Source organism: Nitrospira sp. (assembly GCA_037045225.1).
In the GTDB taxonomy this organism is placed as follows: Bacteria; Nitrospirota; Nitrospiria; order Nitrospirales; family Nitrospiraceae; genus Nitrospira_A.
Window position 1 is genome coordinate 884,900 of the sequence record JBAOHZ010000009.1, and the last position, 25,650, is coordinate 910,549.

A 25,650-nucleotide genomic window follows, 5' to 3' on the forward strand; every position below is an offset into this window, starting at 1 on the left:
CCAAATGCACGAAGGCCCCGAGTCACTTTGCCATTTCTGGCAACGACTCGGGGCCCTCTTGCTACGAATCTGAAACTCTGTTCCTGCCCAACACAGGAGCAGGATCGGCCACGTCAGGCCACTTAGCTCACGGCAATTTCAGCGTGAACCAGGTGGAGAGCGCCTTCATACCGTTACGCTCGATGTTGGAACCATCCCAGATTGCGAAAGCGATTGGCACCGAAGCGCCCGCCTTGAACTGGGTGTCGTTCGCATCGCCGGTCTCCAGCGAGCGCTTGACGACCACACGCCAGGTTGGGCCGGTGTATCCACCGCCCTTGAGGGACCCGGACGGCTCCCACACACCATTGCCGATCACATCTTGATGGGCTTGAGTGGTCAAGGTGCTAAACCCGTTCGCATTCAGATCCTCGACGGAGCTGACGCGCAAGGTTGGGTCAGACATGATATTGCCGGACCAAATACCGGAATTGAATGGGCCAAGGCTCCGGCCGATACGATCCGGATAGGTGACTCCACCTGCCGGCTCTTCGAAATAGTAATCCCAGAAGATGCCAGGGTACTGGTCATCCACATCCCACATACCAGCGCTATCCTTGCCGAGATCCTTCTGCCACTCGGCGTTCCAACGCCAGATATTGACCGTCCCACCGGACTGGCCCATACACTGGAATGGCGGGGCGCCCGCAGTGTTGACCGGGAACATGACAGCGGCTTGGTCGCGAAAATCCTGCGGACCGATTGCCGTGTCGTTCTTGGTCTGGTCGCTCCAATCGAGGCGCAACCCCAATTCCTTCCCATTGCTGACCGCCTTCACAAACACCGACTTCACCGAAATGTTCGGGTGCATCGGAGTCGTAATGGTCTGGCCGCTCAATGGAATGATGACACCTGGCACTGATTCCCAGATGGGGTTTGCACCATCCATCGGGATTACCCCCTTGATCGCCTTCACGGGAATGGTCACCGGTTGGCTGACCGCGAGAGGCACCTGCCCGATCGTCAACATGATGCCGACGATCAGCGCAGAGAACAGTATGCCAAACACCAAACGCTTATTGCGTGTCTGCACCAGTCTCATTGCGTATGCCCTCCTCTGAAAGATTAATAAGAAAAAGAACTGGGAACGTATAACGTCTACCGAAAACCGAATACTGCATGGCCCGCACACCGAGAACTCCTACGCAGTCCCGACTGGGCCCTCGCTCTTCTCGCCATCCTTCTCTTTCGTCCGTTGGTCCATGAAGGATTCAGCTCCGACTTCACTCAGCAGCATGCTGAGCTCATTACCCTTGTCTTGCGCCCCGCACTCGTAGGTTTGACCTTCTGGAGCATTGAAGGTAGCTGGTCTATAGTCCGCCTCAGAGTACGGCTGCACCGTCACCCCAAGGAAGGCGACCTCAAAATCCATCCACTCTGACATACAGTCGGCAATCAATTTGAACAAGCCGGTATCCGACTTCTTCGCCAGCATCCGACAGAACAACGGAACCCATCGGCCGATGTGATTCTTGATGAACTTCTTTTGCGCATCGACCACGATCTCGGTCTTGTCGATACCATCATGGCAACGCGAATAGGACTCTTTATAGGTCAGAAAATGCATGAACTCGAGCTCGACACTCAGGTGATCCAGACGCTCATGCACGTCTTTCGAGAGTTCGACTCCAAAAGCTTTGTAAAAACCTGCAATATCCCCCATCACATGGGATTGCGCAAAGACGTGATCATTCCCGAAAAGCGTCTCGTAGGGAGGACAATCCAGCGTGATCACGTTCGTAAACACCCGGCGATGTTCCGTCTGAAGATCGCCGATCTGCCAATTGACACACTCAGCTGAAACCAGCTTTTCGATCTGATCGAACTGCTTTTTCAGCAGGGCAATTTTTTGGCTAGCGCGATCACCACCGATTCCATCGAGCGCGAGACGCAATCCATCTAATGCCGCGCGTCCGTCTTCGACGAATTCCCCGCACTGCAAATAATCCAAAAACTCCTCATCCTCCGGGTACAACAAGCTCCAGGAAAAGAGGAGGTATATTTTGCTGCGATTGAGCGCGCGTTCAACGGCTGGCGAATCTTTTATAGCAACCGCCTGCGGAGGAGCGATTGCGGTGGAGGACGGGGAGGTGGGCTGCACGACCTGTTTCGATGTCATACGTAATCTTGCTCCTCACCTCAACATGTTGCGCATTTTTTTCGCACACTACGCAACATCTGAGTCCTGCGGCACAGGAGGCGTATGATAGGTAAAGGAGGGAGGGATGTCAAGCATGAACTCTCTCTCCTTTCCCTTCGCCACAAGCGCCGATGTTTCACTACCATGCATGATTATTTCGCGGCCTAGCACAACTCGACACACACTGCATTCAGTACCCTATCGCACCGGCAGACAAGTTTCTCGCCGGTGTGACCTTGATCGCAATCCGATCATTGACCGTCTTGCAAATCTGCTCACACATACCACATCCGACACACCGTTCCGGAGCCACCACCAGGTGGAGTGCGTGAAAATCCATCGAAAGGGCCTCAACAGGGCATTTCGATACACAGGCGTGGCAGCCCTGTCCTGCCGTGCAAACACGGTGCGACACCGTCGCCAGCCCCATTCGCACACCAAAGCAATCGGCAACCGGCAGGAGTGCCTCGGTCGCACAAGCGGCGATACAGGGGAAATCGTCGCATAATTCGCACGCGATCTGATTCGAAAAAATGACCGGCGTCCCGTTCGACAGGTCACTCACGATTGCGCCCGGCGGGCAGGCTTCCGTGCAATCACTACAACGTGTGCACCGCTCAAGAAACAGTGCCTCATCGACAGCACCCGGAGGACGCAGCCAGTCAGTTCGCACGGGTGCGACCGGTTGCGCGCGGGGCGCATCCTTATGGGCCGCAAATTCCCGCGCAGCCTTCGCCACCGACACGACAGAGTCCTTCAGAAAATCACGACGCCCGTATTTGGGATCAGCGGCCATGACGCACCCCGATTTACATCACCCCGTCGGCCCGCAACTTGTACACTTCCACACAACGATCACAGGCCCCGTACTCGACATCCCAGCCCGGGTGGTTCTCGCGGATGAAGTCCAAGATATATTTTTCCAACTTGGTCTCCATATCTTCCACCCAGGTGTACGTCGGAAACCGGCAGAGCGGACAGGGGAAGCCCGGCATGAGCATCACCTTCGTGCTGGTCTCCGGAATTTCTCCGCCCTCGACATCCACTGCGCGATCAAGGATACGCAACGTGTCGGTCGCCATTTCAACCAGTTCCGAATGGGTGAAGTAGCTCGTCTGCCACAACCCTTCGAAGACGGATTTCAACTGAGCCGGTGGAATCTTGCGATACCACGACCGAAACTCCTTGAATCGATCTTCCTTCTGGAGCATCGGCTCCTTCCCTAAAACAATCAAGCGGCTGTCGACGCTGATATTCCAGAGAATACGATAGCGGTGGAGGATGAGCGTTTCTTCGCCGGGATTCTGTCCGACCCGCGTGTCGGGATCGTAACCGAATGCCGGATCGAGCATGTCATGGATGTGTAGGAGTTCGTGGCGACAGTACCGCGTCAATGCCGGATCGTAGAATCGCCGCGGAATCAGCTTGATGCCGACGCCCTTCAGGCCCTTTTCCTCGAATTGCTTGGCCAGGTCGTGCTCGACGGAACCCCACTTGCGCAACACGTCGACCCCTTCCTGATCCTCCTTGAGCACCCCCTTGACCAGGACGATTCCGACCCGCTGCTTCAGCTCAGGAAATTCATTAAACGCGTCACGGATGATATCGGAGAATCCCCAGATGCCGAACAAATACTGATATAGCTTCTTGAACTCCGCCTCGCGGTCATCGAGGGTGAACTTTTCATAAATCGGATCGGCCAGTTCATGAAACTCTTTATAGTAAGTCGGATCCCCTTCCCGCTCCGTCTTCTCAATAAAGGAGTCGATGACTTCCTGCAGTAAGGCCGGCTGAAAACGGATCTCCATCGACGGCTTGGAAACTTCTACTCCGGTTGCCATAAGACCTCACATGTTCTGGTTCGGTGAAGGGATAAAACCCGCACAGGTACTGCGCTTGACTTGCTCCCAGTCGTTCTCTTACGATCATCGAAACGAATGCCGATTATACAAACCCCTTGGCGTTTTTTGCAAACCGTTGAGGGTCGGCCGGGGCACAATGGCCCCCGCTCAGCACAGCGACGAGGCACAAATTTTTATGAGCAATCAAACGACAGCGCCCCTGACCACTCCTGCAACAGGACAACCGACCAGCCAGAGCGGAACCCCACAGCCCCCGCCCGTGGACCATTTAGCATATTGGAAAGCGGGGTTTCGTGAACTGAAGACGTTTCGAGGACACTCGCACGGCGTGTGGTCCGTCGCCTACGCTCCCGATGGTCAGACGATTGTCAGCGGCGGCGTCGACCGCTACGTCCGCGTCTGGGACATTGAAACCGGGCGACTCCTGCGTTCCTTAAGAGGCCACACCGCCGATATTCGCGCCCTGGTCTTCACGCCGGACGGCCGCACGCTGGCCTCAGGCAGCGAAGACCGGACCATCCGCCTCTGGAACCCGAAAACCGGCGAGCCGACCAAGCTCTTATTTACCCGGTACGATCACAATGTCTGCAGCCTGTCGTTGTCTCCTGACGGCCTCATGCTGGCTCGCGGCAGTCACAATAAGGACATCAAGATCTGGGAAGTCACGACCGGCACCGACCTCATGACCCTGCTCGGGAAAGACCAATTCGATCACCATTGGTCGGTCTGTGTGGCCTTTTCACCGGACGGGATGCACCTCGCCAGCGGCTCCGACATCGGGAAGATCAGAATCTGGGAAGTGCTGCCGAGCGGAGAGGAGAAAATTCTCCACAATGGTCATTGGGAAGAAACCGCCGAGGACTCAACGGAAACCCGCGGCTTCTTCATCGAAGACGATGGAGGATTCCAAAAGCCAATGGAGTTCTGGATCGGCGCGATGGTCTTTACGCCAGATGGGAAAATGCTGATCACCGGCAGCCGTGACAACACGATCCGTTTCTTTGAAATGCCGACGATGAACGAACTGCGCGTCGTGCGCGGGCATAATGGATGGGTTCGGTCGTTAGTGGTCTCCCCCGACGGACAAGTGCTCATCAGTGCGGGGGATGACAACACCATTCGCTTCTGGGACATCGCCACGGGCCGCAACTTCCGAACCGATAAAACCCATGGTGGGGCCGTACGCGGAATCGCCCTCTCGCCGGACGGACTACGCCTGGCCAGCGCGTCCTGGGATCGTACGGTGAAGTTGTGGGAAGGCGGCGTAGAGCCGGCAGACTAACCTACTCCTCTCTCTCCTCCGCCTCCCCCTTGGCGGAGGAGAGCCCGTAGCGCTTGCATTTATCCCACAAAGCCTTTCGCGACAACCCGAGGATCGTAGCGGCATTGGTTCGGCTGCCATCCACCTGCTTCAAAACCGCGGCAATGTAGTCCCGCTCAAATGCTTCCCGGGCAGTCGCGAGTGTAACCGGAGCGCTCGACTCCGGCTTCTCAATGTGCGCCATCAATCCCTCCGCACAAAAACCGCAGCCCGCTTGAGGCGCCCCGCCGAGATAGGGACAGGTCTGAAACCCGCAGAGGTCCCAGGGCTGCACGGCTTCTCCGTCACGCCCCAAATCAGCGGCACGCTCCACCAATTGCTCCAGTTCGCCGACATTGCCGGGAAACGAATAATGCAACAGCAACTCGCGACTGGGTTGCGCAAAGCCGTCCAGAGACTTGCCAAGGGTGGCCAACTTCGTCTCCAGCACATGCTCGGCAATCACCAGCACATCTTCGCGCCGCTCGCGTAACGGCGGGAGCACGATCTGCACGGCCGTCAATTGCGCGCAGAGCTCTCGATGAAATCGCCCCTGCTCAGCCCCTTCCGTCAGGTCACGCGTAGCTGCACCGATGATACGGACATCCACAGCGATGGATTCCCGCCCGCCGACACGCTCACATCGCCGTTCTTGAAGCACGCGCCACACCTTCGCCTGGAGGTCGACGGAGAGCCTCTCCATGTCATCGAGCAGCAGGGTTCCCTTGTGTGCCAACTCGAATCGTCCACGTCGTTGGCGCAGCGCCCCGGGGAACGCGCCCTTTTCGTAACCGAATAACTCGGCCTCTAGGAGAGCCTCGGGAAGGTCTGCACAACAGACCTTGATCAGGGGCTGATCGCGCCGGGGACTATTCAAATGAATGGCATGGGCCACCAACTCTTTGCCCGTCCCGCGCTCACCGATCAGTGACACTGGTGCCTCGGTCGCGGCCACCAACTTGATCTTCTCCAGCAAGGCCCGCATCTGATGGTTGCACCCGAGGATCCCGCCGAAACTAAATCGATCCTCCAGCACCTCTTTCAACTCACTATTTTCCCGCCGTAACCCAAGAATTTTTCCCACGCGCTCGACGATCAACAGGAGCTCATCCATTTGAAACGGCTTCGTGATGTAGTCGTACGCCCCCAGCTTGATCGCACCCACTGCCGTATCAACTGATCCATGGGCGGTAATCAAAATCACTTCCGTCGTCGGACTCCGATCCTTACAGGCCTTCAAGATGGTGAGCCCGTCGGCGCCGGGAAGACGCAGATCGGTAATCACGATCTCGAATTGCCGGGTGCCTAAGATAGACAGTCCCTCTGTCCCGGTCGCCGCCGCCATGACCTCACACCCAATACCTTCCAAGGCATCCAGCATGGACAGTCGCATCAACGGTTCATCGTCAATAATCAGTACCTTCAGCCCTTTCACGAAAACCTCCCGATGGCGTGTCGTTCCGTCGCAAGCGGAATGGAGACGGTAAAGGTGGTCCCTTGACCGACTTCACTCTCGACAAAAATCTTCCCTCCATGCCGTTCCACAATGCCCAGGCTGACAGACAGGCCAAGCCCGGTGCCTTCCCCTTCATTTTTGGTGGTAAAGAACGGGTCAAATATCCGCGGTAACACCGAGGAAGAAATGCCGCAACCGGAATCCTGAATCCGGACCAGGCAATGCGCCTCGTCCATCGACGTACGAATGGTCAGCACCCCGCCGTTCCGCATCGCTTGAATCGCATTCAACACAAGATTCATCAGCACCTGCTCCATCATATGCCGATCGATCATCAGCTCGGGAAGATCGGGCGAGAGGGCCGTCTCCAACTGCACCCGGTGGGGAACAAACAAATGGTCCGTCAGCAGTAACACCCGATTGACGACTTGATTGATATCGGCTAGCGCGAGTTCGGGATTGTGCTGCTGCGAGAAATCGAGCAGTTGCCGGACGATCCGTTGCACCCGCCGCAATCCGTCTTCCATCGACACCAGGTACTCCTCCTGCCTGGACGGCGACAGGGTCCCCTTACGCATGTTGTAGAGGCAATTAAGAATCCCCCCCAGCGGGTTGTTGATCTCGTGCGCCACCCCCGCAGCCAGCTTTCCTACCGACGCCAGCTTCTCGGAGTTTCTAATTTGTTGCTCGAGCTTCTTCGTGTCCGTCATATCGCGGGCGATCCCGAGCACCCCCAGAATCTCCCCCTCCACGCCGTGAAGCGGTGACACGCTGACCATCACGGAGCGCGGCTCGCCGGATTTCGTCAACACTTCGACCTCATAGACCTGCTTCATCCCGATATCCAGCGTCGATTTCAACCGACGCCCCCGATGTCGCTTCGAGAGCAAGCCCAGATACGGACGCCCCAACAGATCCTCCTTGGCATATCCCCACGCCAAAATCTTGCTGTTCACATACGTGAAACACTGCTCCCGATCGAGCGTGTAAATGACGTCATTGGCATTCTCCAGGAGGTTCTCAAGGTATTGCTTGGTCTCTTCGATCTCACGGGTGCGCTCGCTGACCTTCGCTTCCAGCTCCTGCTGGTAGGTATGCATCTGCCGTTCAAGCCGTTTCCGGTCGGTGATGTCGCGAAGTTGAACCATCACCCACGTATGGTCGCTGCCGCGCACCAAAATCAGGTCCATTTCCACCGGCGTTTTCCTGCCGGTGGCATCGCACACAGTGATTTCCTGAGTCGGCACCTGGCGCTCACCTGCACGGATCTTTTCCAGCAGCACTCGCATCTCATCATGGTGGACCGGCTCGACCACGTTGAGAATACTGCTTCCGACGACCTGTTGCTCCGAGTAGCCCAACGCCTGCTCTTCCCGTTTGTTGACGGCGACAATCACGCCGTCTTCTCCCACCATGAACACTGAATCCGCCACCAAATCGAACAGCGCCTTGTAGCGTTCTTGCGAGGCCACCAGTTGCTGCGTACGCTCGTTGACCGCTAGTTCGAGTCTGGTCGTGTACTGATGGATTTGCTGCTCCAGCAGGCGCCGTTCCGTGACATCGCGGACAAACGCGCGCGAGTGGACCAGGCCGCCACCGCTTTCAAACAACGCCGTGGCATGAATTTCCACATCGATCGGATGGCCGTCCCCAGCCACGAACACTGTTTCTATCGTGCTGCGCCCTTGCGAGACCAATCGCTCCAGATAAGCCAACACCTCCGTCTCACGACCCTTGGGAACGAGATCCCAGAGACGCATTTGCAACATCTCTTCCAGGGTGTACCCGAGCTTGTCCAGACCGGTCTTGTTCACATGGACAAACTGGCCGGTCTTATTCAGCTGATAGATCATCTCCGGGGAATGCTCAATGAGATCGCGATATCGCTCCTCCAGCCGACGGACCTCCTCCATCCGCTGCTCGATCTGCTCGAACGAGGTGCGCAGGTTTGCCGCCATCTTATTGAAGGCGTCCGCCAGTTGCTCGATTTCATCGCCGGTTTTCAGCTCCAGCCGCTGATCCAACCGCCCGCTTCCGATCCGCTGCACCCCTTCGTGCAAGAGCCCGATCGGACGCGCGATGCGCCGCGCAACCATCAACCCCGTCAGCAACAACACACCGAACACCCCCAGGCCATACACCGTCACTTGCACGACGAGCCGTGAGAGCGGCGCATAGGACTCGGACGGGTCCTGCCGGACAAATGTCACCCATCGCTTGCCGCCCAAACTATTGGGTGTCAATTCAGTCCCCAGCCGGACCGGCGCAAACCCCACGATCGAGTTCTCTCCACCATGCGAATCAGTCCCGACCGTCGTCCAGCCGGCGACGCTTCCGCTGATGGCGCTCACCAGTTCCGGCTTGACCGCATGTTCTTCAGGCGCCAACACCGGACAGATCAACGGAACCCCGTCCGAATTGAATAACATGGCATGCCCCGTCTGTCCGACGGTGGCTTCCGATACGGAATGGAATAGGGTATCCCGACGCAGCAGAACTGTGACCGCACCGATCGTCACATGCTGCTCATCGTCAATGATCGGCGCCGACACGTTGACGACGTGGGTGCCGAAGGCCGGATCGAAAAAGATGTCGCTGACAAAGACCTTGCCCGTGCCCCGTTTCATCACCGCCTGCCACCAGGTGGCCTTGCCATGGTAATACTCGACCTGCGGAATCGAACTCACCACGAGCGCGCCGCGGTTGTCCGTCACAAAAATCCCCACATAGTCGGCCTTCCGGATGTCATGCCATCGAATCAGGTAATTGGTCACGATCCGGTTGATGAACAGCGGGAACTCGCTCTGTTTGTCCCGTTGACGCCACCGCTGCTGCCACGCTTTGATCATGGACTGGACGGTTTTTTCGTCCTTATCCAGGTAGGTCCGATTGGATTCGGTCACCGAGGTACGGAGGAAGGGGGTGGCAGCGAGCTGTTGCGCCTCATTGACGCCACGCGTCACCTGCATCTCAATTCGCCGGGCGGCTTCCACCGCCACTTCTTTAAAATTGGCCCCGATGGTTTCCCGAAGCGCCCGGCGCTCTTCGAGATAGGTGAGCACGAGGGAGAGACACAACGGCAAGAGTCCGACCATCACGATGGCCGTAATGATCTTTCGCTGGAGACTGTGAGACCGGCTCCAGAACAGCATGGGTGCGGCTTACCCCGATCAACGGCCCTCTCACAACAGTCGACAGGGCCTCAGCCCAGGCTCGGACGATCCGAACCTAGCGACGCTTCATGAGACTCCCGGCACTGCCGGGCCACAGCAGCAACAACGGGCTCGCCACGAAGACCGATGAATAGGTGCCGAACATCACGCCCCCGAGTAACGCCAGGGAGAAATCGTGCAGCACCTCGGCGCCCGCGAGCACCAACGGAATCAGCACGATGACCACGGTTAAACTGGTGACGATGGTGCGGCTCAAGACCTGATTGATGGCCTGGTTGATGATCGTTTCTTCATCCTCACGCCGGCGCGTCCGTAAATTCTCACGGATACGATCGAAGACGACCACCGTGTCCGTCAACGAATATCCTGCCAAGGTCAACAAGGCCGTGATAACCAGCAACGTAATCTCTTTATCGAGGAGATAAAAGACACCCAGGACAGCCAGCACATCGTGAAACGTCGCCAAGGCGGCCGCCACACCGAATCGCAATTCGAAGCGGATCGCAATGTAGATGACGATCCCGACGAACGAAATCAGGACCGCGATCATGGCATCTTCCTGGAGCTTCTTCCCGATCGTCGGGCCGATTTCCATGCTCGAATCCACCACAAACTTGTTGGCGGGAAATTCCTTGCTGAACACCGCCACGACCCGTTCGGCGACTTTCTCCTCAATCGTCGTCGACGCCTTCACGCGAATGAGCAACTTGTTATCTTGCGTAAATTCTTGCAGCTCCGCGGACCCCAAACCGTTGGTTTCCAGCGCACGCCGCGCCTCGTCGATCCGGATCGCCTGATCGAACTTCAACTGCACCGCCGTTCCACCGGCAAAATCGATTCCTAGATTCGCCGCGCCACGCGCGATTTGCAACACTGCGATGAGCCCAAGCAAGGCCAGGAGGCCGGAAATCACAAATGTGATGGACCGCTTCCCCATGAAATCAATATTCGTCTTCCCCAAAATCTCGAACATGCCGGCTCCTTCCTGGCAGGATATTGGAAACGCCCACCAGCGTCGTTCTTGCGTCGCTCAGAGGTCCACGTACACCACACCGTACGCGTCACGTCCTCACTCGCTGCGGCCTCGCTGGACGGCCTGTTCACACATCCTGTGAGTACTGTTGCGTTGTCTCCGATAGAGAGCGGTTCCGCTGTCCCATGACCAGCGCGAACGATTACCACTCCACTAGATACTAAGCTGCTCAATTTTTCTGCGTTGATTGAACAGGTCGAACACCACTTTGGTCCCGACCAGTGCCGTAAACAGATTGATCGCGATACCGAGACACAACGTCACGGCAAACCCTTTGATCGGCCCGGTCCCGAACAGAAACAGGGCGAACCCCGTGATCAGCGTCGTGACGTGCGAGTCCACAATCGTCAGCAAGGCCTTGTCGTATCCCGCATCAATCGCCACGCGAACCGCCTTCCCCTGCCGCAACTCTTCGCGGATGCGCTCGAAAATCAAGACGTTCGAGTCCACGCCCATACCGATCGTCAGAATGATACCGGCAATGCCTGGCAACGTCAGCGTGGCGTTCAACCCCGCGAGCGCCCCGATCAGGCAAATGAGGTTCAGGAGCAGTGCGAAGTTGGCAATCACACCGGACAAGCGGTAATAGATCGCCATGAACACGATGACCAGCAGCCCCGCAAAGAGGGTGGCCTTCACGCCTTTTTCAATCGAATCCCGCCCGAGTGACGGACCGACGGTCAGATCCTGAATGATCTTGAGAGGCGCAGGCAACGCGCCGGCACGCAACACGATCGAGAGGTTGTTGGCTTCCTCCATCGAGAACGTCCCGGTGATCTGGGCTCGCCCGCCACTGATGCGCTCCTGAATGACCGGCGCCGAATAGATCGTATTGTCGAGGACGATCGCCATGCGCTTCTTGACGTTTTCACCCGTGATCCGGTCAAATTCACGCGCGCCTTTCGCATCGAACGTGACGGACACGTAGGGCTCATTAAATTGCCCAATGGACACGCGGGCATCGCTCAGTACGTCGCCGGCGAGCATGACCCGCTTTTTGACCAGATACGGCGCAAGCCATTCCTGTCCGCTATCCTTTTCGACGATCCGCTCGAACAGAATTTGGTCGCCTTCCGGCACCTTCCCTTCGATCTGCTTCAAGAACGCGTCTTCCCGCTCCTTCCCCTTTTGCACACGGCCGGGGAGATCCAGCTTGAGCTGATTATCATCGTCCAACATTTTGAATTCGAGCAGCGCGGTCTGCTTGATGAGGTCCTTGGCGAGCTTGGCATCCTTGATGCCCGGTAACTGCACCACCACCTGCTTGAGCCCCTGTCGTTGAATCAGCGGCTCGGCGACACCGAACTGGTCGATGCGATTCCGAATCGTCTCCAACGCCTGATTGATGGCGGAATCCTTGATGCGCTTGATCTCCGCTTCCCGCAACTCCCAAACGACCGTGTTCGCGGACCCGGCTGCTTCCATCTCGACATAGGTCGGGAAGTCATCCAACAGCTTCTGGACCTGTGCCTTTAATTCGGCATTCTGAAACCCGATCGTGACCTGCGACGGGCCGGTCCGCTTGACCGATTCCGCGGGAATCTTCTTTTCCACCAACAGATCTTGAAGTCCTGCCGCCGACCGCTCCACCGCAATCTCTACCGCCCGATCTTCCTCCACCTCCAACACCAGGTGGATACCGCCCTGCAAATCCAACCCCAAGGTGATTCCCTTGTCCGGCAGGACCTCGCGCACCCACCGCGGCAATTCCTTATACAGGGGTTGATACGAGGGCAAGAAAAAGATGATCGAGGCGACGACCATCGTCACCAGAGCTAACAACCGTCCGCCGACTTTTTTCATACGTGCGCCAATCCTTCCCGTCTCCGTCGCGTGCGTCAATCTTCTTCGTCACCGCGCAGCCGAGCAATATGCTCTTTCTGGATTTTGATTTTAGTCGTGTCCGCGATCTGGAGCGTCACCGTGTCTTTCCCTAAATTGGTGATGGTGCCCCAGATTCCGGAGGCCGTAATCACCTTATCGCCCTTCTTTAAGGTTTCCATCATCGTCTTCAACTGCTTCTGGCGTTTTTGCTGCGGCAGAATCAGCATGAAATAGAAAATGACGAAAATCAGGACGAACGGGACCAGCGAGAGGAGCCCCCCACTTGCGCCGGTGCTCCCCGATGTTCCCTGTGCCCATGCTACCGAATCCCACATAATGTCCCCCGCCTACATCGCCGTTAAGACACGTCCACATTCTGAATGTCCGATCGACCATCTCCAGTCGGCCGATCCACGACATATGTCCGATGAAACTCGCGACGAAACTCCTGAAAGGTTCCGCCCCGCACGGCGCTCCGGATCTCTTCCATCAACTTCGCAAAAAACCATAAGTTGTGAATCGTATTCAGCCGGGCGCCCAGCATTTCTTTCACGCCGAATAAGTGATGCAAGTACGCCCTTGTGTACCGCGTGCACACCGGGCAGCGGCAAGCCGGATCGATGGGCTGCTCGTCACGCGCATAGCGGGCCTGCTTGATCACCACGCGTCCGAACGAGGTAAACAGCCAGCCCGTGCGGCCATGACGCGATGGCACGACGCAGTCAAACATATCGATGCCGCGGGCCACTCCTTCAACCAAATCCTCCGGCATGCCCACGCCCATCAAGTAGCGAGGTTTGGCCGACGGCAACTCGGGCACCGTCACATCCAGCATGCCATACATGTCGGCCTTGTCCTCGCCCACTGACAACCCACCCACGGCATATCCGTCAAACCCCACCGAGACCAGATCACGCGCCGACTCCACCCGCAAGCCGGCATCCAGTCCACCCTGGACGATCCCGAACAGGGACTGATCCGTCCGTCGTTTGGCACTCACGCACCGACGTGCCCACAGCGACGTCCGCTTCGACGCGTCACGAACTTGATCAAGGGAAGAAGGCAATGCCACGACATGGTCGAATGCCATGATGATGTCCGCGCCTAACGCTTCCTGGATTTCGATCGAGGTCTCCGGACTGATGAACCGCGACGACCCATCAATATGAGATTGGAACATCACCCCTTCATCCGACACCTTGCAAAACTTTGCCAGGCTGAAGACTTGGAACCCGCCGCTATCCGTCAGAATAGCACCGGGCCATGCCGTAAACCCATGCACCCCGCCTAACTCTTCCACCACTTTGTGCCCGGGGCGAAGGTACAGATGGTAGGCGTTATTCAAGATGAGGCCATACCCCATCTTAAGCAGTTCCTCCCCATCCACGCTCCGCACATTGCCCAACGAGCCGACCGGCATAAACGCCGGTGTGGCGACCTCACTGCGTCCGGTGGTCAACACACCGACGCGCGCGCGTCCGCCGGATTCTTCATGGGTGATGCGGAAGGTGAACATGGGATCGGTGGTCCTACATCTGCTCAGGGGCTGACACGCCCAACACGTTCAACCCGTTTCGAACCACCTGCTGCACCGCCCACATCAGTGCCAGTCTGGCACCAGTGAGGCCTGGCGTCATCGCCTCCGCCGATCGGCCTGAAGAGCTCACCTGCTCAGGAGAAACGGCGGTGGTCACATCGCTGTCCGGTGCCGGAGGGAGAATTCGGTGCTTGTTATAAAAGGGGTGCACCATGCCGGCCAATTCACGAAGATAGTACGCCATTCGATGCGGCTCCAACTCGACGGCACTCGCCTGCAAGACCACCGGGAACGTCGACAGTTTCCGAATGAGCGCGAGTTCATCAGGGTCTTCCAGCAAATTGAGATCGGCCTGACTTGGAAGGAGACAAGCAATACCTCGCGAGGCCGCCACGCGTCGGAGACTGGCTATGCGAGCGTGCACATACTGAACGTAGTAGACCGGATTCTCTTGCGATTGCTGTTTGGCTAATTCCAAATCGAAATCCAGATGTGTGCTCGAATCGCGCATGAGAAAGAAAAACTTGGCGGCATCGGCCCCCACCTCATCCATCACCTCGCGTAGCGTGATGAACTCGCCGGACCGCTTGGACATCTCGACCTTCTGACCGCCCCGCAGGAGGTTTACCATCTGTACCAGTACGACTCGCAGCCGCTCCTTCGGATACCCGTAGGCTTGCACCACCGCCTGCATCCGCGGAATATACCCATGATGGTCGGCGCCCCACACATCGACCAGCAGATCAAAACCGCGCCGCAACTTATCTCGATGATAGGCGATGTCTGACGCCAGGTAGGTGTAGTCCCCCTCCTGCTTCCGAACAACGCGATCTTTTTCGTCGCCGAATGCAGAGGATCGAAACCATTGCGCGCCATCCTGATCGAAGACAAGGTCTCTGCGTTTCAGTTCACCCAATACCTCTTCCACAGCGCCGGAGGACAACAATGAGGCTTCACTGAACCAGGATTCAAAGGCGATCCCGAATGTCTCCAGATCCTGCCGAATGAGCTCCAGCAATTCCCGGTAGGCGAACTCTTTGCTGCGCTGTTCCGCCTCAACAGCAGGAAGCGAGAGGAGCGCGGTCCCCTGCTCTGCCTTCACATGTTCGGCGACTTCGCGAATATACCCGCCGTGGTAGCCGTCCTCCGGAAAGACTCCAGCCTGTCCACAGGCCTCGAGATACCGAGCCAGAACCGACACGCCCAGCAACTTCATCTGCCGACCCGCATCGTTCACGTAATACTCACTGACGACATCGTGCCCGGTCGCGCGTAAGAGACGGACCAAGGCTTGCCCCACAGCGGCACCTCGGCCATGCCCGACATGCAACGGCCCGGTTGGATTGGCACTGACATACTCCACCAGCACTCGCCGGCCTTGCCCCACTTGGCTGTGGCCATACTTGGGACCCTGCGCTTCAATCTCGCGCAGCACCTCCATCCACAGCTCTCGCTTGACCGTGAGATTCAGAAACCCCGGTCGCGCGATCTCCGCCCGGCTGAACAACGCATCTCGCTGCTCGATGTGATCCACAATAATCTGAGCGATTTCAAACGGTGGTCGGCGTTCCGAGGCCGATAACGACATGGCGACGGTGCACGAGACATCACCCCACTCGGGGCGCTTCGGGGCTTCGAGATTGACCACCGGCATCTGCTCAAGCTTCAGCATCCCTCGTTGCTGTGCCGATCGAAGTGCCCCGACCAACGCCTGACTGACCTTATCTTGCACCACACCCTGAGTCACAAAAACCCCTCTAAGTCTGCGTGGAAACAGCGAAAATCAAACTGGGAATCTAACACACCGAGACATGAGAGACAAGATCGCGAGTTAGGAGGCAGGAACCGTCGATCGCTTTGCCAATAATAGTCGGCAGGCCTCGATGATCCGCTCGGGAGCAATCTGAAGACATACCCGCTCTCGACACTCTGCTACGTGGCTCCAAGTGAGACAGGCACAGGGCGCACCCGATACAACCGACACGGCATGACCGAGCGGCACCCAACGACGTGCATCCGTAGGACCGAAACAGGCAACCGTAGGAATCGACAACGCAGCAGCAAGGTGCGTCACACCCGAATCATGTCCGACATAAAGTTCCGCATGCGACAGCACTCCGGCCACTATCGAGACATCCAGTCCACGGATGACTGGTATCGCCCCCTTGAGCGCCTCGAGAACACGTTCTACAGCGTCACGATCCGCAGGTCCTTCCAGCAACACGGGAGTCATGCCGACTTCGGCCAACCACTGAATCACAGGCGCGAAGCGCTGCGCGTCGAGACATTTATGGGCGCTCCCACTTCCCGCATGCAGTACCACCACCGGTTGCTGACTGTCGCGAGTGAGGCCTCGAAGAATCAGCCTCCCGCGTTCTCGAATCATTGGTGAGAGTATGAGTGGAGTGCCGACTGCCTGGCTCGCGTCCTGCCCCAGAATGGCCTCACGATACCGATCCGACTGATGTTCAGCCCGTAGATCAGCGGACGAAGCAGACTTGAGACAAACAGACTGGACACCTGTGGCACGGAGTGTCGACGAGAGGGTGCCCTCCGTGTCCGAAAGCCATCCGACTGCTACATCGCAGTTGCCGAGCCATGTTCGAAACTCCCGACGGAGGGTATCTACTCCAGCCCATAATTCACTCAGCGCAGTGGATTCGAGCGGAAAAATTCGATCGACCTCTCCGGCTTCACACAACAGCTCGCCCACGGATTGTCCGACCAGGAGCGCTATCTCATGTTGAGGAAACTGAGCTCGAACCGTGGAGATCGTGGGGCGGGAGAGCAGTACATCGCCGAGGGCACCGGGGTGAATCACTAACACCCTGCGCTTGCTGCCGTCATCCGGAGCGGGAATTGTCACGGTTTGTCAGAGATCGGTGATTCGGCAGCAGCCAGATCTTGGGGAGTATTGATATTCTGAAACGAGCGGCAGCCTGCACCTAGAGCGGAAAACTCACTCTCGCCCAATACAGTCGCTCGAAGCCCTTCCGTTAGAAACAGTTTCTGAATCTTCAGATTCTTGCCTTCAGCCATCGCCCTCAGGAATGGGACGCACCGTTTGGAATAAACCGCGTGCATGGGTTGAAATCGCCCACCGAGCTCAGCGACCACCACATCGGCCGCTTCATCACATGACACCATGAAATGAATCACCCCCACATCCAGAAACGGCATGTCACAGGCTACGGCAAATATCCGAGGCTGTGTAGCCGATATAAGCCCCGTATAGAGACCGCCCAGACTTCCCGCGTCGGGAATTGCGTCATACACCACGCGACACCCACGCACATCCAGCAATTCGATTGGTTCAGCAAGCACCACAATCGTCTCCGCGAAGGTCTTCATCAGGAGGGAGAGCGTCTGATCAAACACACTCCTCCCCCCAATCTGGAGAAAGCGTTTGTCGCGCCCCATTCGCCGACTCTTCCCACCGGCAATTAATACTCCTGTGACGTTCTCTAGTACTCCTTCACTCATCCCGAACCATTCCCTCAATCGATAGTAAAAAAACGAGGGGGTGAGTTTCCTCACCCCCTCGCTCCAAGACAGCCTCTAGCTTGACTGTTGCTTAGAGGACCTTACCCTTTTTCTTGTTGGCACGGCGGGTCAGCATCCACCCTTCCAAAAACACCACGCCAACAGCAATCACCGCGGGATAGATGTACACTTCCTGCGGGATCGGAGGCTGCAAGATCGTGTAATAGAAGGCCGACACGGCCATCTTGCGTCCGGCGTCGCCATTATGTCCATCCCAGGCAAAAAAGACCATCGGGATGTACTTACCGATATCGAACCGCGTGTACTCATCATAATCATCTTTGTCGCCCTTCAGGGGACGGGAGATCATGACGGTCCATTGCCCGTTCTTCCACTCTGACTTCAGGAGCTTAACTTTTTCTTCGAAATCGTCACGCTCCTCGAAGTCCTGATCCCAACCAGTTCCCTTGAAGGAACGGAGCGAACCATCCGCCTCCCACTTCAAGATGTCCGCGTTGAACTTCGCATCTCCCCACAAATATCGTGGTTTAAATGGGGCAGGGATCTCCTGCCACTTGATCGGGAATTGGAACGCGATACCATCGTTATAGACGGCATAGTTGTTCTGAGCAGCAGCGATTGACCCCTCTTCTCCGGTTTTCGGAGCCTGCTCCTTGACACCGAAGTTCTCAACATTGACTTGAGTCGGCGCCCAAGGAAGCTTTCCTTCGGCAACACTCTTCGTCCGGTCATCCCACTGGATCAAGTACACCACATTCTTTTCGTTGTACAGCGACTTAACCCAGATATCATCGATACGATTCACAAAGTTACGTGGCTTATGGGTGATCTGACCGCCCATCGCAACATAACGACGGCCCTGCTTCTTCCACATTTCATTCTCAGGGTCGTTTGAAATTTCCCCTTCGACGGCAGCGGAAGGAACAACGAAGTTAATCTTCGGCTTATCGGTCAGCGGATCGATGCCGAGCGGCTTACCTTCAACATCACGCTCGCACAACGAGTTGACGAAATTGGCAATGCTCCACCGATCTTCCACCGACGTACTATCGGCGAATGAGGGCATCGGCGTGCCGTTGACACCCGTCGAGAACGTGCGGAAAATATTCCGCACGTTGTACGGATCTTGGCGGCTCCCACGGAAGTTCCAACACTTGTGCCAATCCGCAGGCTGGATCGAAAAGCCCCAGTCATCTTTTAGATTGAAAGCGTTTCCATCTCCTCGACCTTCTACCCCATGGCACTCGATACACTTTTTGTCGACAATCAACTGAGCGCCCTTCTTAATGCTTTCTTCCGTCGCTTCAGCAGGCTTGAGGGTACCGAGCTGAAGTACGGTTTGCGTCTCAGATTGTTTGTCCGTAAACTTACGATCCTTGACCAATTGCGTGGTCACAAACGACAAGACCTGAACACGCTGTTCCTCGGTCAAAATGCCTTCCCACGGAGGCATGGCAGATCCTGGAAGTCCATGCGTAACCGTATCGAGAAGGTCGTTCTTTCCGGAATCAGGGTTCTTCTCGTTATAGTTGAACAGCGGCAACTCTCCACTTGCCGTATGGCGAATCTTAAACGTGCCCTGATTGAAATTCCTCGGCCGCGGCCAGAGCCGATCAGCACCTGGTCCGTCACCGGCGCCATCAACTCCGTGACACCATACGCACTTGGTGAAATACACCCGCTTTCCTGCTTCAATCATTTCCGCTGGAGGTGCCGGAGACAATTCCGCCTTTGCGAAACCTTCCGGAAGATCTGCAGCGTGGCCCAATCCAACCGCGCTGGCGGAAAGGATAAGGGCACCTAAGGCCGCTCCGATAATCGGGGTCGGCTTTACGTTCATACGAAGTTTGCTCATTGTTAACCTCACCACCTGTTCTCCCAGGTTGTTTGTAAGATTCAGGATTAGTCCCATGTCCGAGGATAGTATCCCGTGTGCCAATATTCGAACAAGATCACCTTCCAGATTTCATCAGTGGTCAGGTGCTGTTCCCATGGTGGCATGACTGACGCCCAAGGGAATCCTTCGTTCGGCAACCCAATTCCGCCTTTAGCGACGCGCCAGAAAATGAAGGTTTCCTGCAACTGGGCGATCGTTCCCGGATCCGTGAAGTTAGCGGGAATCGGATTAAACGCAAAGGCATGCAGACCGCGGCCGTTCAGGTTGTCACCGTGACAGAAGTGGCAATTCTGGAAGAATATTTCACCACCCTCTCGCACGTACTTCAGATAACCTTCAGCTTTGTCATCCCAAGGGTTGGCATTCGGGGCCATTAATCTCCCCATGCCCTGCTCCACGATCAACTTATTGCTGTAGGCCTGATCATATTTGCCTTCGAGATTCACCCGGAATGGATTCTGTGATGTTTGCAACGTATAGGTCTTGCCGTGCACCTTCGTGCTGGCTGGCGGTGCCGGATGTACCGTCCGAAGCTCAATCGGCTCATCCACACTTGGCTTCATGGTCATGAAGGAGAATCCGCCGATAAGGATGGGCAACAGAATGAGATACATCGTTCTGAGCGCCTTGTGGAATCCAGTATTGGCATCCAGGACATTCAGGATAGGCTGACGAAACTTCTTCCAATCCTCTTCGTTCGCGGAGACCCACATAAATACCGCAACGAATGACACGGTTCCGTACATCGCACGCACGCTGAACGGAATTGGCGGATAGATACGAAACTTCAGGTAGGCTTGGATAAATGCCCAAAACAACACTCCCTGCCAGAACCGAGGGAAGGCCATTCCCATTGAATTGGCCAGATAGCTGAGGCCGGTAAAACCAGCCACAAATATAGCTAGCTCACTCAATACCTGCATGGGCATATAGCCCTCAACGAGCCTGACCGTATTCGAGGGAATCACTCCGAAGATCATGCCGATCAACATGAGCAGTCCCAGGACTCCGAGCAGTGCCCCGACTGACATTAATGCTTTCATGTCCTCATCTCCCTTTCTTCCGCAGTAGCAACCAGATACCCATCGCAGTTAGGACGCCTTAGGAGGCTCTTTTCCTTCATGAACCTGCGAAAGGTAATCTACAAGTTTCTTGAGCGCACCGGCACTAAGCTTTTGGCCGAACACCTTGGGCATAGTGTTATCCGGGAAACCCTTCACCACGTAGGCACTCGGCTCGACAATGGATTCCATGATGTAATCAGGGACGCTCTTGGCCTTCCCCTTATAATCCTTGTCCTTGATGCGCAAGGGAGCGTTCGTTCCCTCAACCAGTTTCGGCCCGATCGTGCCCGTCGCCCCGGCGATACCAGGGATGGTATGGCAGGCCACGCACTGACCTTTGGCAAAAATCTGATCAACAGGCTCGGTCCCATCCGCCATCAACGCACTGGCGCCAGCTTTGGCATCACCCTCGGCCTGCTGCTTCGGACGGTCGGCCTCAGGAATAAACTTCTCATACGATTTCACGATCTCATCAAAAGATGGAGCCTCACGGCCCTCTCTCACATAGAGCCATGTATCGACAGCCGCCAATTCCGCAATGGACAAGGAAATCGGTGGCTTGTGAATCGACGGCATTGGGCTCACTTTGTCATTGGTGCCCTTCACGCCGTAGCCAGCAACCACAAAACAGCTCGGACAGGCATGGGATTCTGCAATATATTCTTGCCCATTCTCAGCGGTCCCGGAACCTGGGAATGCTTCCTTCTGGTCAGAATCACGAGCCGCTGCATTACCCTTGTGATAGCGAGGATCATCAATCTGGGTCCCTGCACGCTCCGGAAGTCCATCCAGGTTTGGCGCTCGCTCACCCAACATGCCCTTGTGGAACGCGTGACAGAGGGGACATTGCCCTTTGCCGATAGCCCCCTGCACCTTATTCTGCCCGACTCCGCCAAAGATGATCTTCTCACCCTCGTCGGCAAGTTCTGTCTGCGGCATATTGCTGAAATCTTTCTTTTCTTCGACAGGCGGGAAACCGCCCTCTACCTGAGGCAACCAGTTACCATAGCCAGAAAGTGCAGCCGCGATAAAAAACATGAATCCGCCAATCTTCAGCAAGGCACTGATATTAGTGAAATACAGCGCCATCATGAAGCTCATCGACGTGATCAAGACCAGCGACACTGGTAACAATCTCGACTCTTCAAAGAAATTCATCTTGTAATTGGCGATGGCCATAAAAAGAAGCACCGCGCCAATGATGCCGATGAACGTCTTGAACACCGCACGCTTGTTGGCAACAGGATCCGAAATGGACGCCTTAAAATAGAACATCAGGGCCACAAGGATCCCTAATGCAGGCCAGCCCATCGCTAAGGCCGCTTTAATGAGTTCAATCACAGCTCAAACCTCCTGCAGGAGGGGAAGGCTCTGGCCACCATGATGACCAGACACCCTCCCTCATTGATTCATTTCTTGCGCTTTGATTAGTGACCAACTGCTGGCGCCGTCGCCCGACCGGGCACAGCCGCCTTCACTTCGACAGGAGCTTTCTTAGCAGCAAGGGCCCCTAACCAAAAGACGAACATGATAGAAATCCAGAAAAAGAGCACGTTGGCCGAAATCATATTCGCAGCGAATCCCACGGTATGGGTGTAGGCCCATGGTGAGTTATCGCGCATAATTTCATTGACGTGCCAAAACAGGCGGACGGACGACCTGATGTAACCCATCAGGCCCATCATCCACGTAAACGCTGTCGCCAACATGATGAGGGCATACTGCGAGCGGGCTGAAATTTTACCCCACTCAATCGGTCCCATCTGCTTCGCACCCTTCATCATGACGCTATTCAGGGCGAACATGAAGAAGAGGCAGGACAACGTGGTAGCCACCTGCGGGACAGACAATCCGACGCGCACGTTGGCTGGAATATAGTAGCCGTAGATAGCCAACATAATGATGTTGAGGTACGCGAAGAAGAAGAAACATCCCATGAAGATGTTCCCGAACTTCGCCCACGACACCGTCGAGACCTTATTGCCTCGCATGTACCAGACGAAACTAAGAACGGTGGTCGTAATGATCACGTTGATGCCGCCGTTCTTGGCCGACATGACACCGTAGTTGCCTAGCACCGGGTGCTGCTGACCACCCATCGCCTTCAACTCGGCGGGAGTCATAACGATCGTATGCGGCGTAATAAAGACCAGGAATCCGCAGGTCAGCAAGAACACGAGATACTTGATATAGCGCTGATACTTCTCCGCCCCTCGCATCCGGCCCAATGCTTGCCAGAGATAGTAGTTGGTGCTGAGAAAGAGAATACCGATCATGGTGGCCTGAATGATGAACAACCACGCCAACAAACCGCCCATCAAGGTAATACCCATCTGCTGACGATAGGCATAAACTTCGCGCATCAACCAGTAACCAGCGAACGGCAAGGGAATGAGGAACGCCACGCCGAGCGCCATCGCGATATAACCCATCCAGTCATAGTGGGCGCGCTCTTCATCGGTTTTTGCCGACAGGAATCGGTAGGCCGCATAGGCCGCGACGACGCCGCCGCCAAATGCCATATTACCCAAGATTCGGTGCAGATTGAGCGGATTCCACAAGGCCGTGTGGATCACGTGCCAAATGTTCCCCAGGTACCGTCCCTGCTCATCGACTCCGGCAGGTGACATCATGAAACCAATCCATGAGTTCGCCAGGAACATCAGGATAGTACCAATGACGTTGAGGACAACGGACATGCTGAGGTGAATCCACTTCAGGAATCCCTCCTTCATCTTGTCCCAGCCATAGTAATAGATGTACAGCGTCCCACTCTCCGCCACGAACATCAATGCATAGATATGCATGACCGGCCTAAAGATACCCGAGAGGTATTGGAAAAAGGCAGGGTAGAGCGTGAGGAAGGTGAAGATCAGAATGCCGCCCAGAATAGCCGTCAACGAGTAGGCCGTCAGACTGATCTTAATAAAGTCGTAGGCCAGCTGATCGTAGCGCTTAGCCATGGCCTTATCCTTGGTGACGACCCCCATGAATTCGATGACCATACAGAAAATAGGAACAGCCAACACGAAGCTGCCGTAGTAAAGATGCTGCTGGTTAGCAAACCAGAGCAGGACGCGACTCTCAAAGTTGTACCGCGGATAGTCCTTGTCGCTATCCGTGGTTTTCGGAGCCGGCGGACCCGAGACAATGCCCTCCGTCTTGTAATAAACGTCCTTACCCTTCTCAACCTTCTTTGCGTCACCACCCTCCGCCTTCACGCCAGCGGCAGGAGCGCCACCGTCGCTAGCAAGAGCAGGGATCGCAACCAGAATAGGCATGAGGAGGAGGCCGATCATTGCGCACAGCGCCATGATCGACATCAACTTCGTGCGGGTTACAGAGCCCATGAGTTACCTCCTTGATACATCGCGTATGTGAACAACAACTTCAAACCCCTCCCCGTCGGAACATTACTTCCGAAGGAGATACCAAAAGTCCAAGCCCTGCGCGTCCATCAAAAAGTGGTCAACAGCCGCAAAAAACGAGACGCAGATCACTACCGATACGACGACGTACACAATTGTTTGGCCCATCTCAAACCCCCCTCAACAAGATGAACAAATTCCCAGGCCAGAATACTGGATCAGCATGGGCACTGAATGCCGCCAAACCAGTAGAAAAACCAAAGACCGACTGCCAGGGTGATGTAGAAAATCATTTTGCCGATCTTAACCTTGACGTCATCCTGAGCAGCTTCCATCATGATTCTCCCCAACGGTTTAAGTACGTATTTTGAATTGACACACCAGCGACGCTGTGTTAATCAAAATCCCTCACGCACATGATTTTTAAAGGGATTTTTATGGCTAAAAATTCAAAAGTGTTCGACATTATAGTTTTGGCTGGAATGGTTGTCAATATCATTTTGGCCGTGTTTCTGATCCTCTACTACTTTGATTTCCTATGATTTTCTCCGCGGCTGGTCCTGCTCCAGACTGGGTAGTTCCCACACTCGATTGAGCACATCGAAAGCCGATGGTTTCATCCCGAAAGTCCGCCATCATCTTGCTGCGTGCGGTGATGCGTAAATCGGACCCTGCGCTGGTATAGGCCGCCCCTCGCAACACCTTATAGGTTCCGTACTCAGGACTTTGTGGGTTACGATCGGCAGCCGCAGCATAGGCACCCTCCAGATACCAATCACCCACCCACTCCATGACGTTGCCGGCACCGTCCATGACCCCGTATGGGCTAGCATCACTCTTCACTCGCCCGACCGGCGCCGCCACCTCAAAGCCGTCGTCCACTCGAGCCCAATTCGCCCCGTTCGGCACCTCAACGTTTCCCCATGGCCACAGGCGCCCGTCAGGCCCGCGCATCGCCTTCTCCCACTCCGCCTCAGTGGGCAATCGCCTGCCGCGCCATTCGCAGTACGCCTTCGCATCCTCCCAGGACACATACACCGCCGGCTGATTCACCCCGCGCATTCGCAGCGTATTTTTGGCATACCGGGGGGGAGGTCCGGACTTCCGATGCCCAGTGGCTTTTACAAATGCGGCATATTGCGCGTTGGTCACTTCATAGCGATCGATTTGAAATTGGTCGAGGTAAATGGTCCGCTCAGGCTGCTCATCGAACCCACCCCGATTGGTCCCAAACACAAACGGCCCACCAGGAATTACGACGAGCTCTTCTTCAAGAGGCTCTTCGACGGAGGCCGACTCAGGATTCGAGCCTTCCTGGTCCTGCTCAACCGGTTGGGGCTCAGCCTCAAACGGAGTGGAAACCGTTCCGCGAAGAATCGCTATGATGGGCAAGCTCGCGGCAAACAGCACCACCAAAAGGAAGATCACTTTGAATCGCGTTTCGAGCATGGTG

Annotated in this window: 19 protein-coding genes; 1 reads left to right on the top strand and 18 read right to left on the bottom strand. The window is 56.0% G+C overall.

The annotated features are described in order from the left end of the window. Positions 1–127: 127 nt before the first annotated feature. From V9G17_04955 to V9G17_04970, 4 genes are all read right to left on the bottom strand, one after another. Positions 128–1,081 (bottom strand): ethylbenzene dehydrogenase-related protein, encoded by a 954-nt coding sequence (locus V9G17_04955; protein ID MEI2751931.1) that lies wholly within the window; start codon positions 1,079–1,081, stop codon positions 128–130. A 99-nt stretch (positions 1,082–1,180) separates the two neighbouring features. Next, on the bottom strand, positions 1,181–2,158 hold the full coding sequence (locus V9G17_04960; protein MEI2751932.1) for a molecular chaperone TorD family protein: 978 nt from the start codon (positions 2,156–2,158) through the stop codon (positions 1,181–1,183). 211 nt (positions 2,159–2,369) lie between these two features. Continuing rightward, on the bottom strand, positions 2,370–2,975 hold the full coding sequence (locus V9G17_04965) for a 4Fe-4S dicluster domain-containing protein (protein ID MEI2751933.1): 606 nt from the start codon (positions 2,973–2,975) through the stop codon (positions 2,370–2,372). 13 nt (positions 2,976–2,988) lie between these two features. After that, positions 2,989–4,020 (bottom strand): hypothetical protein, encoded by a 1,032-nt coding sequence (locus V9G17_04970; protein ID MEI2751934.1) that lies wholly within the window; start codon positions 4,018–4,020, stop codon positions 2,989–2,991. 196 nt (positions 4,021–4,216) lie between these two features. On the opposite strand from V9G17_04970, the gene V9G17_04975 reads away from it, so the two are divergent. Beyond that, positions 4,217–5,323, top strand: coding sequence for a WD40 repeat domain-containing protein (locus V9G17_04975; protein MEI2751935.1), 1,107 nt, complete (start codon positions 4,217–4,219; stop codon positions 5,321–5,323). 1 nt (position 5,324) lies between these two features. Here V9G17_04975 and V9G17_04980 read toward each other — a convergent pair whose 3' ends face one another. From V9G17_04980 to V9G17_05045, 14 genes are all read right to left on the bottom strand, one after another. Beyond that, a complete protein-coding gene (locus tag V9G17_04980; GenBank protein MEI2751936.1) occupies positions 5,325–6,776 on the bottom strand; it encodes a sigma-54 dependent transcriptional regulator in 1,452 nt (483 codons plus the stop codon). After that, positions 6,773–9,949, bottom strand: a complete 3,177-nt coding sequence (locus tag V9G17_04985) for a PAS domain S-box protein (protein MEI2751937.1) — start codon at positions 9,947–9,949, stop codon at positions 6,773–6,775. Before V9G17_04985 ends, V9G17_04980 begins: the two co-directional genes overlap by 4 nt. Positions 9,950–10,025: 76 nt before the next feature. Continuing rightward, positions 10,026–10,943, bottom strand: a complete 918-nt coding sequence (gene secF, locus V9G17_04990; GenBank protein ID MEI2751938.1) for a protein translocase subunit SecF — start codon at positions 10,941–10,943, stop codon at positions 10,026–10,028. A gap of 213 nt (positions 10,944–11,156) precedes the next feature. Beyond that, positions 11,157–12,806, bottom strand: coding sequence for a protein translocase subunit SecD (secD, locus tag V9G17_04995; GenBank protein MEI2751939.1), 1,650 nt, complete (start codon positions 12,804–12,806; stop codon positions 11,157–11,159). A gap of 35 nt (positions 12,807–12,841) precedes the next feature. Then, positions 12,842–13,162: a preprotein translocase subunit YajC gene (gene yajC / locus V9G17_05000; protein MEI2751940.1), complete on the bottom strand. Its 321-nt coding sequence runs from the start codon at positions 13,160–13,162 to the stop codon at positions 12,842–12,844. Between the two features lie 23 nt (positions 13,163–13,185). Further along, positions 13,186–14,343, bottom strand: a complete 1,158-nt coding sequence (gene tgt / locus V9G17_05005) for a tRNA guanosine(34) transglycosylase Tgt (protein MEI2751941.1) — start codon at positions 14,341–14,343, stop codon at positions 13,186–13,188. 13 nt (positions 14,344–14,356) lie between these two features. Beyond that, complete coding sequence (argS, locus tag V9G17_05010; protein ID MEI2751942.1) at positions 14,357–16,111, bottom strand: arginine--tRNA ligase; 1,755 nt, start codon at positions 16,109–16,111, stop codon at positions 14,357–14,359. An 84-nt stretch (positions 16,112–16,195) separates the two neighbouring features. Beyond that, positions 16,196–17,230: a glycosyltransferase family 9 protein gene (locus tag V9G17_05015; GenBank protein ID MEI2751943.1), complete on the bottom strand. Its 1,035-nt coding sequence runs from the start codon at positions 17,228–17,230 to the stop codon at positions 16,196–16,198. Continuing rightward, the gene (locus V9G17_05020; protein ID MEI2751944.1) at positions 17,227–17,847 is read right to left on the bottom strand and encodes a molybdenum cofactor guanylyltransferase; all 621 of its coding nucleotides are present in this window, start codon (positions 17,845–17,847) and stop codon (positions 17,227–17,229) included. The genes V9G17_05015 and V9G17_05020 overlap by 4 nt, the downstream gene beginning before the upstream one ends. A 91-nt stretch (positions 17,848–17,938) precedes the next feature. After that, positions 17,939–19,708: a c-type cytochrome gene (locus V9G17_05025; GenBank protein ID MEI2751945.1), complete on the bottom strand. Its 1,770-nt coding sequence runs from the start codon at positions 19,706–19,708 to the stop codon at positions 17,939–17,941. 62 nt (positions 19,709–19,770) lie between these two features. Beyond that, positions 19,771–20,808 carry a cytochrome c gene (locus tag V9G17_05030; GenBank protein ID MEI2751946.1) on the bottom strand — a complete coding sequence of 346 codons (1,038 nt, stop codon included), beginning with the start codon at positions 20,806–20,808 and terminating at the stop codon, positions 19,771–19,773. A gap of 48 nt (positions 20,809–20,856) precedes the next feature. After that, positions 20,857–22,170 carry a nitric oxide reductase gene (locus tag V9G17_05035; protein ID MEI2751947.1) on the bottom strand — a complete coding sequence of 438 codons (1,314 nt, stop codon included), beginning with the start codon at positions 22,168–22,170 and terminating at the stop codon, positions 20,857–20,859. Between the two features lie 86 nt (positions 22,171–22,256). Continuing rightward, positions 22,257–24,179, bottom strand: a complete 1,923-nt coding sequence (locus V9G17_05040) for a cytochrome ubiquinol oxidase subunit I (GenBank protein MEI2751948.1) — start codon at positions 24,177–24,179, stop codon at positions 22,257–22,259. Positions 24,180–24,692: 513 nt separating this feature from the next. Then, on the bottom strand, positions 24,693–25,646 hold the full coding sequence (locus V9G17_05045) for an SUMF1/EgtB/PvdO family nonheme iron enzyme (GenBank protein MEI2751949.1): 954 nt from the start codon (positions 25,644–25,646) through the stop codon (positions 24,693–24,695). Positions 25,647–25,650: the final 4 nt, after the last annotated feature.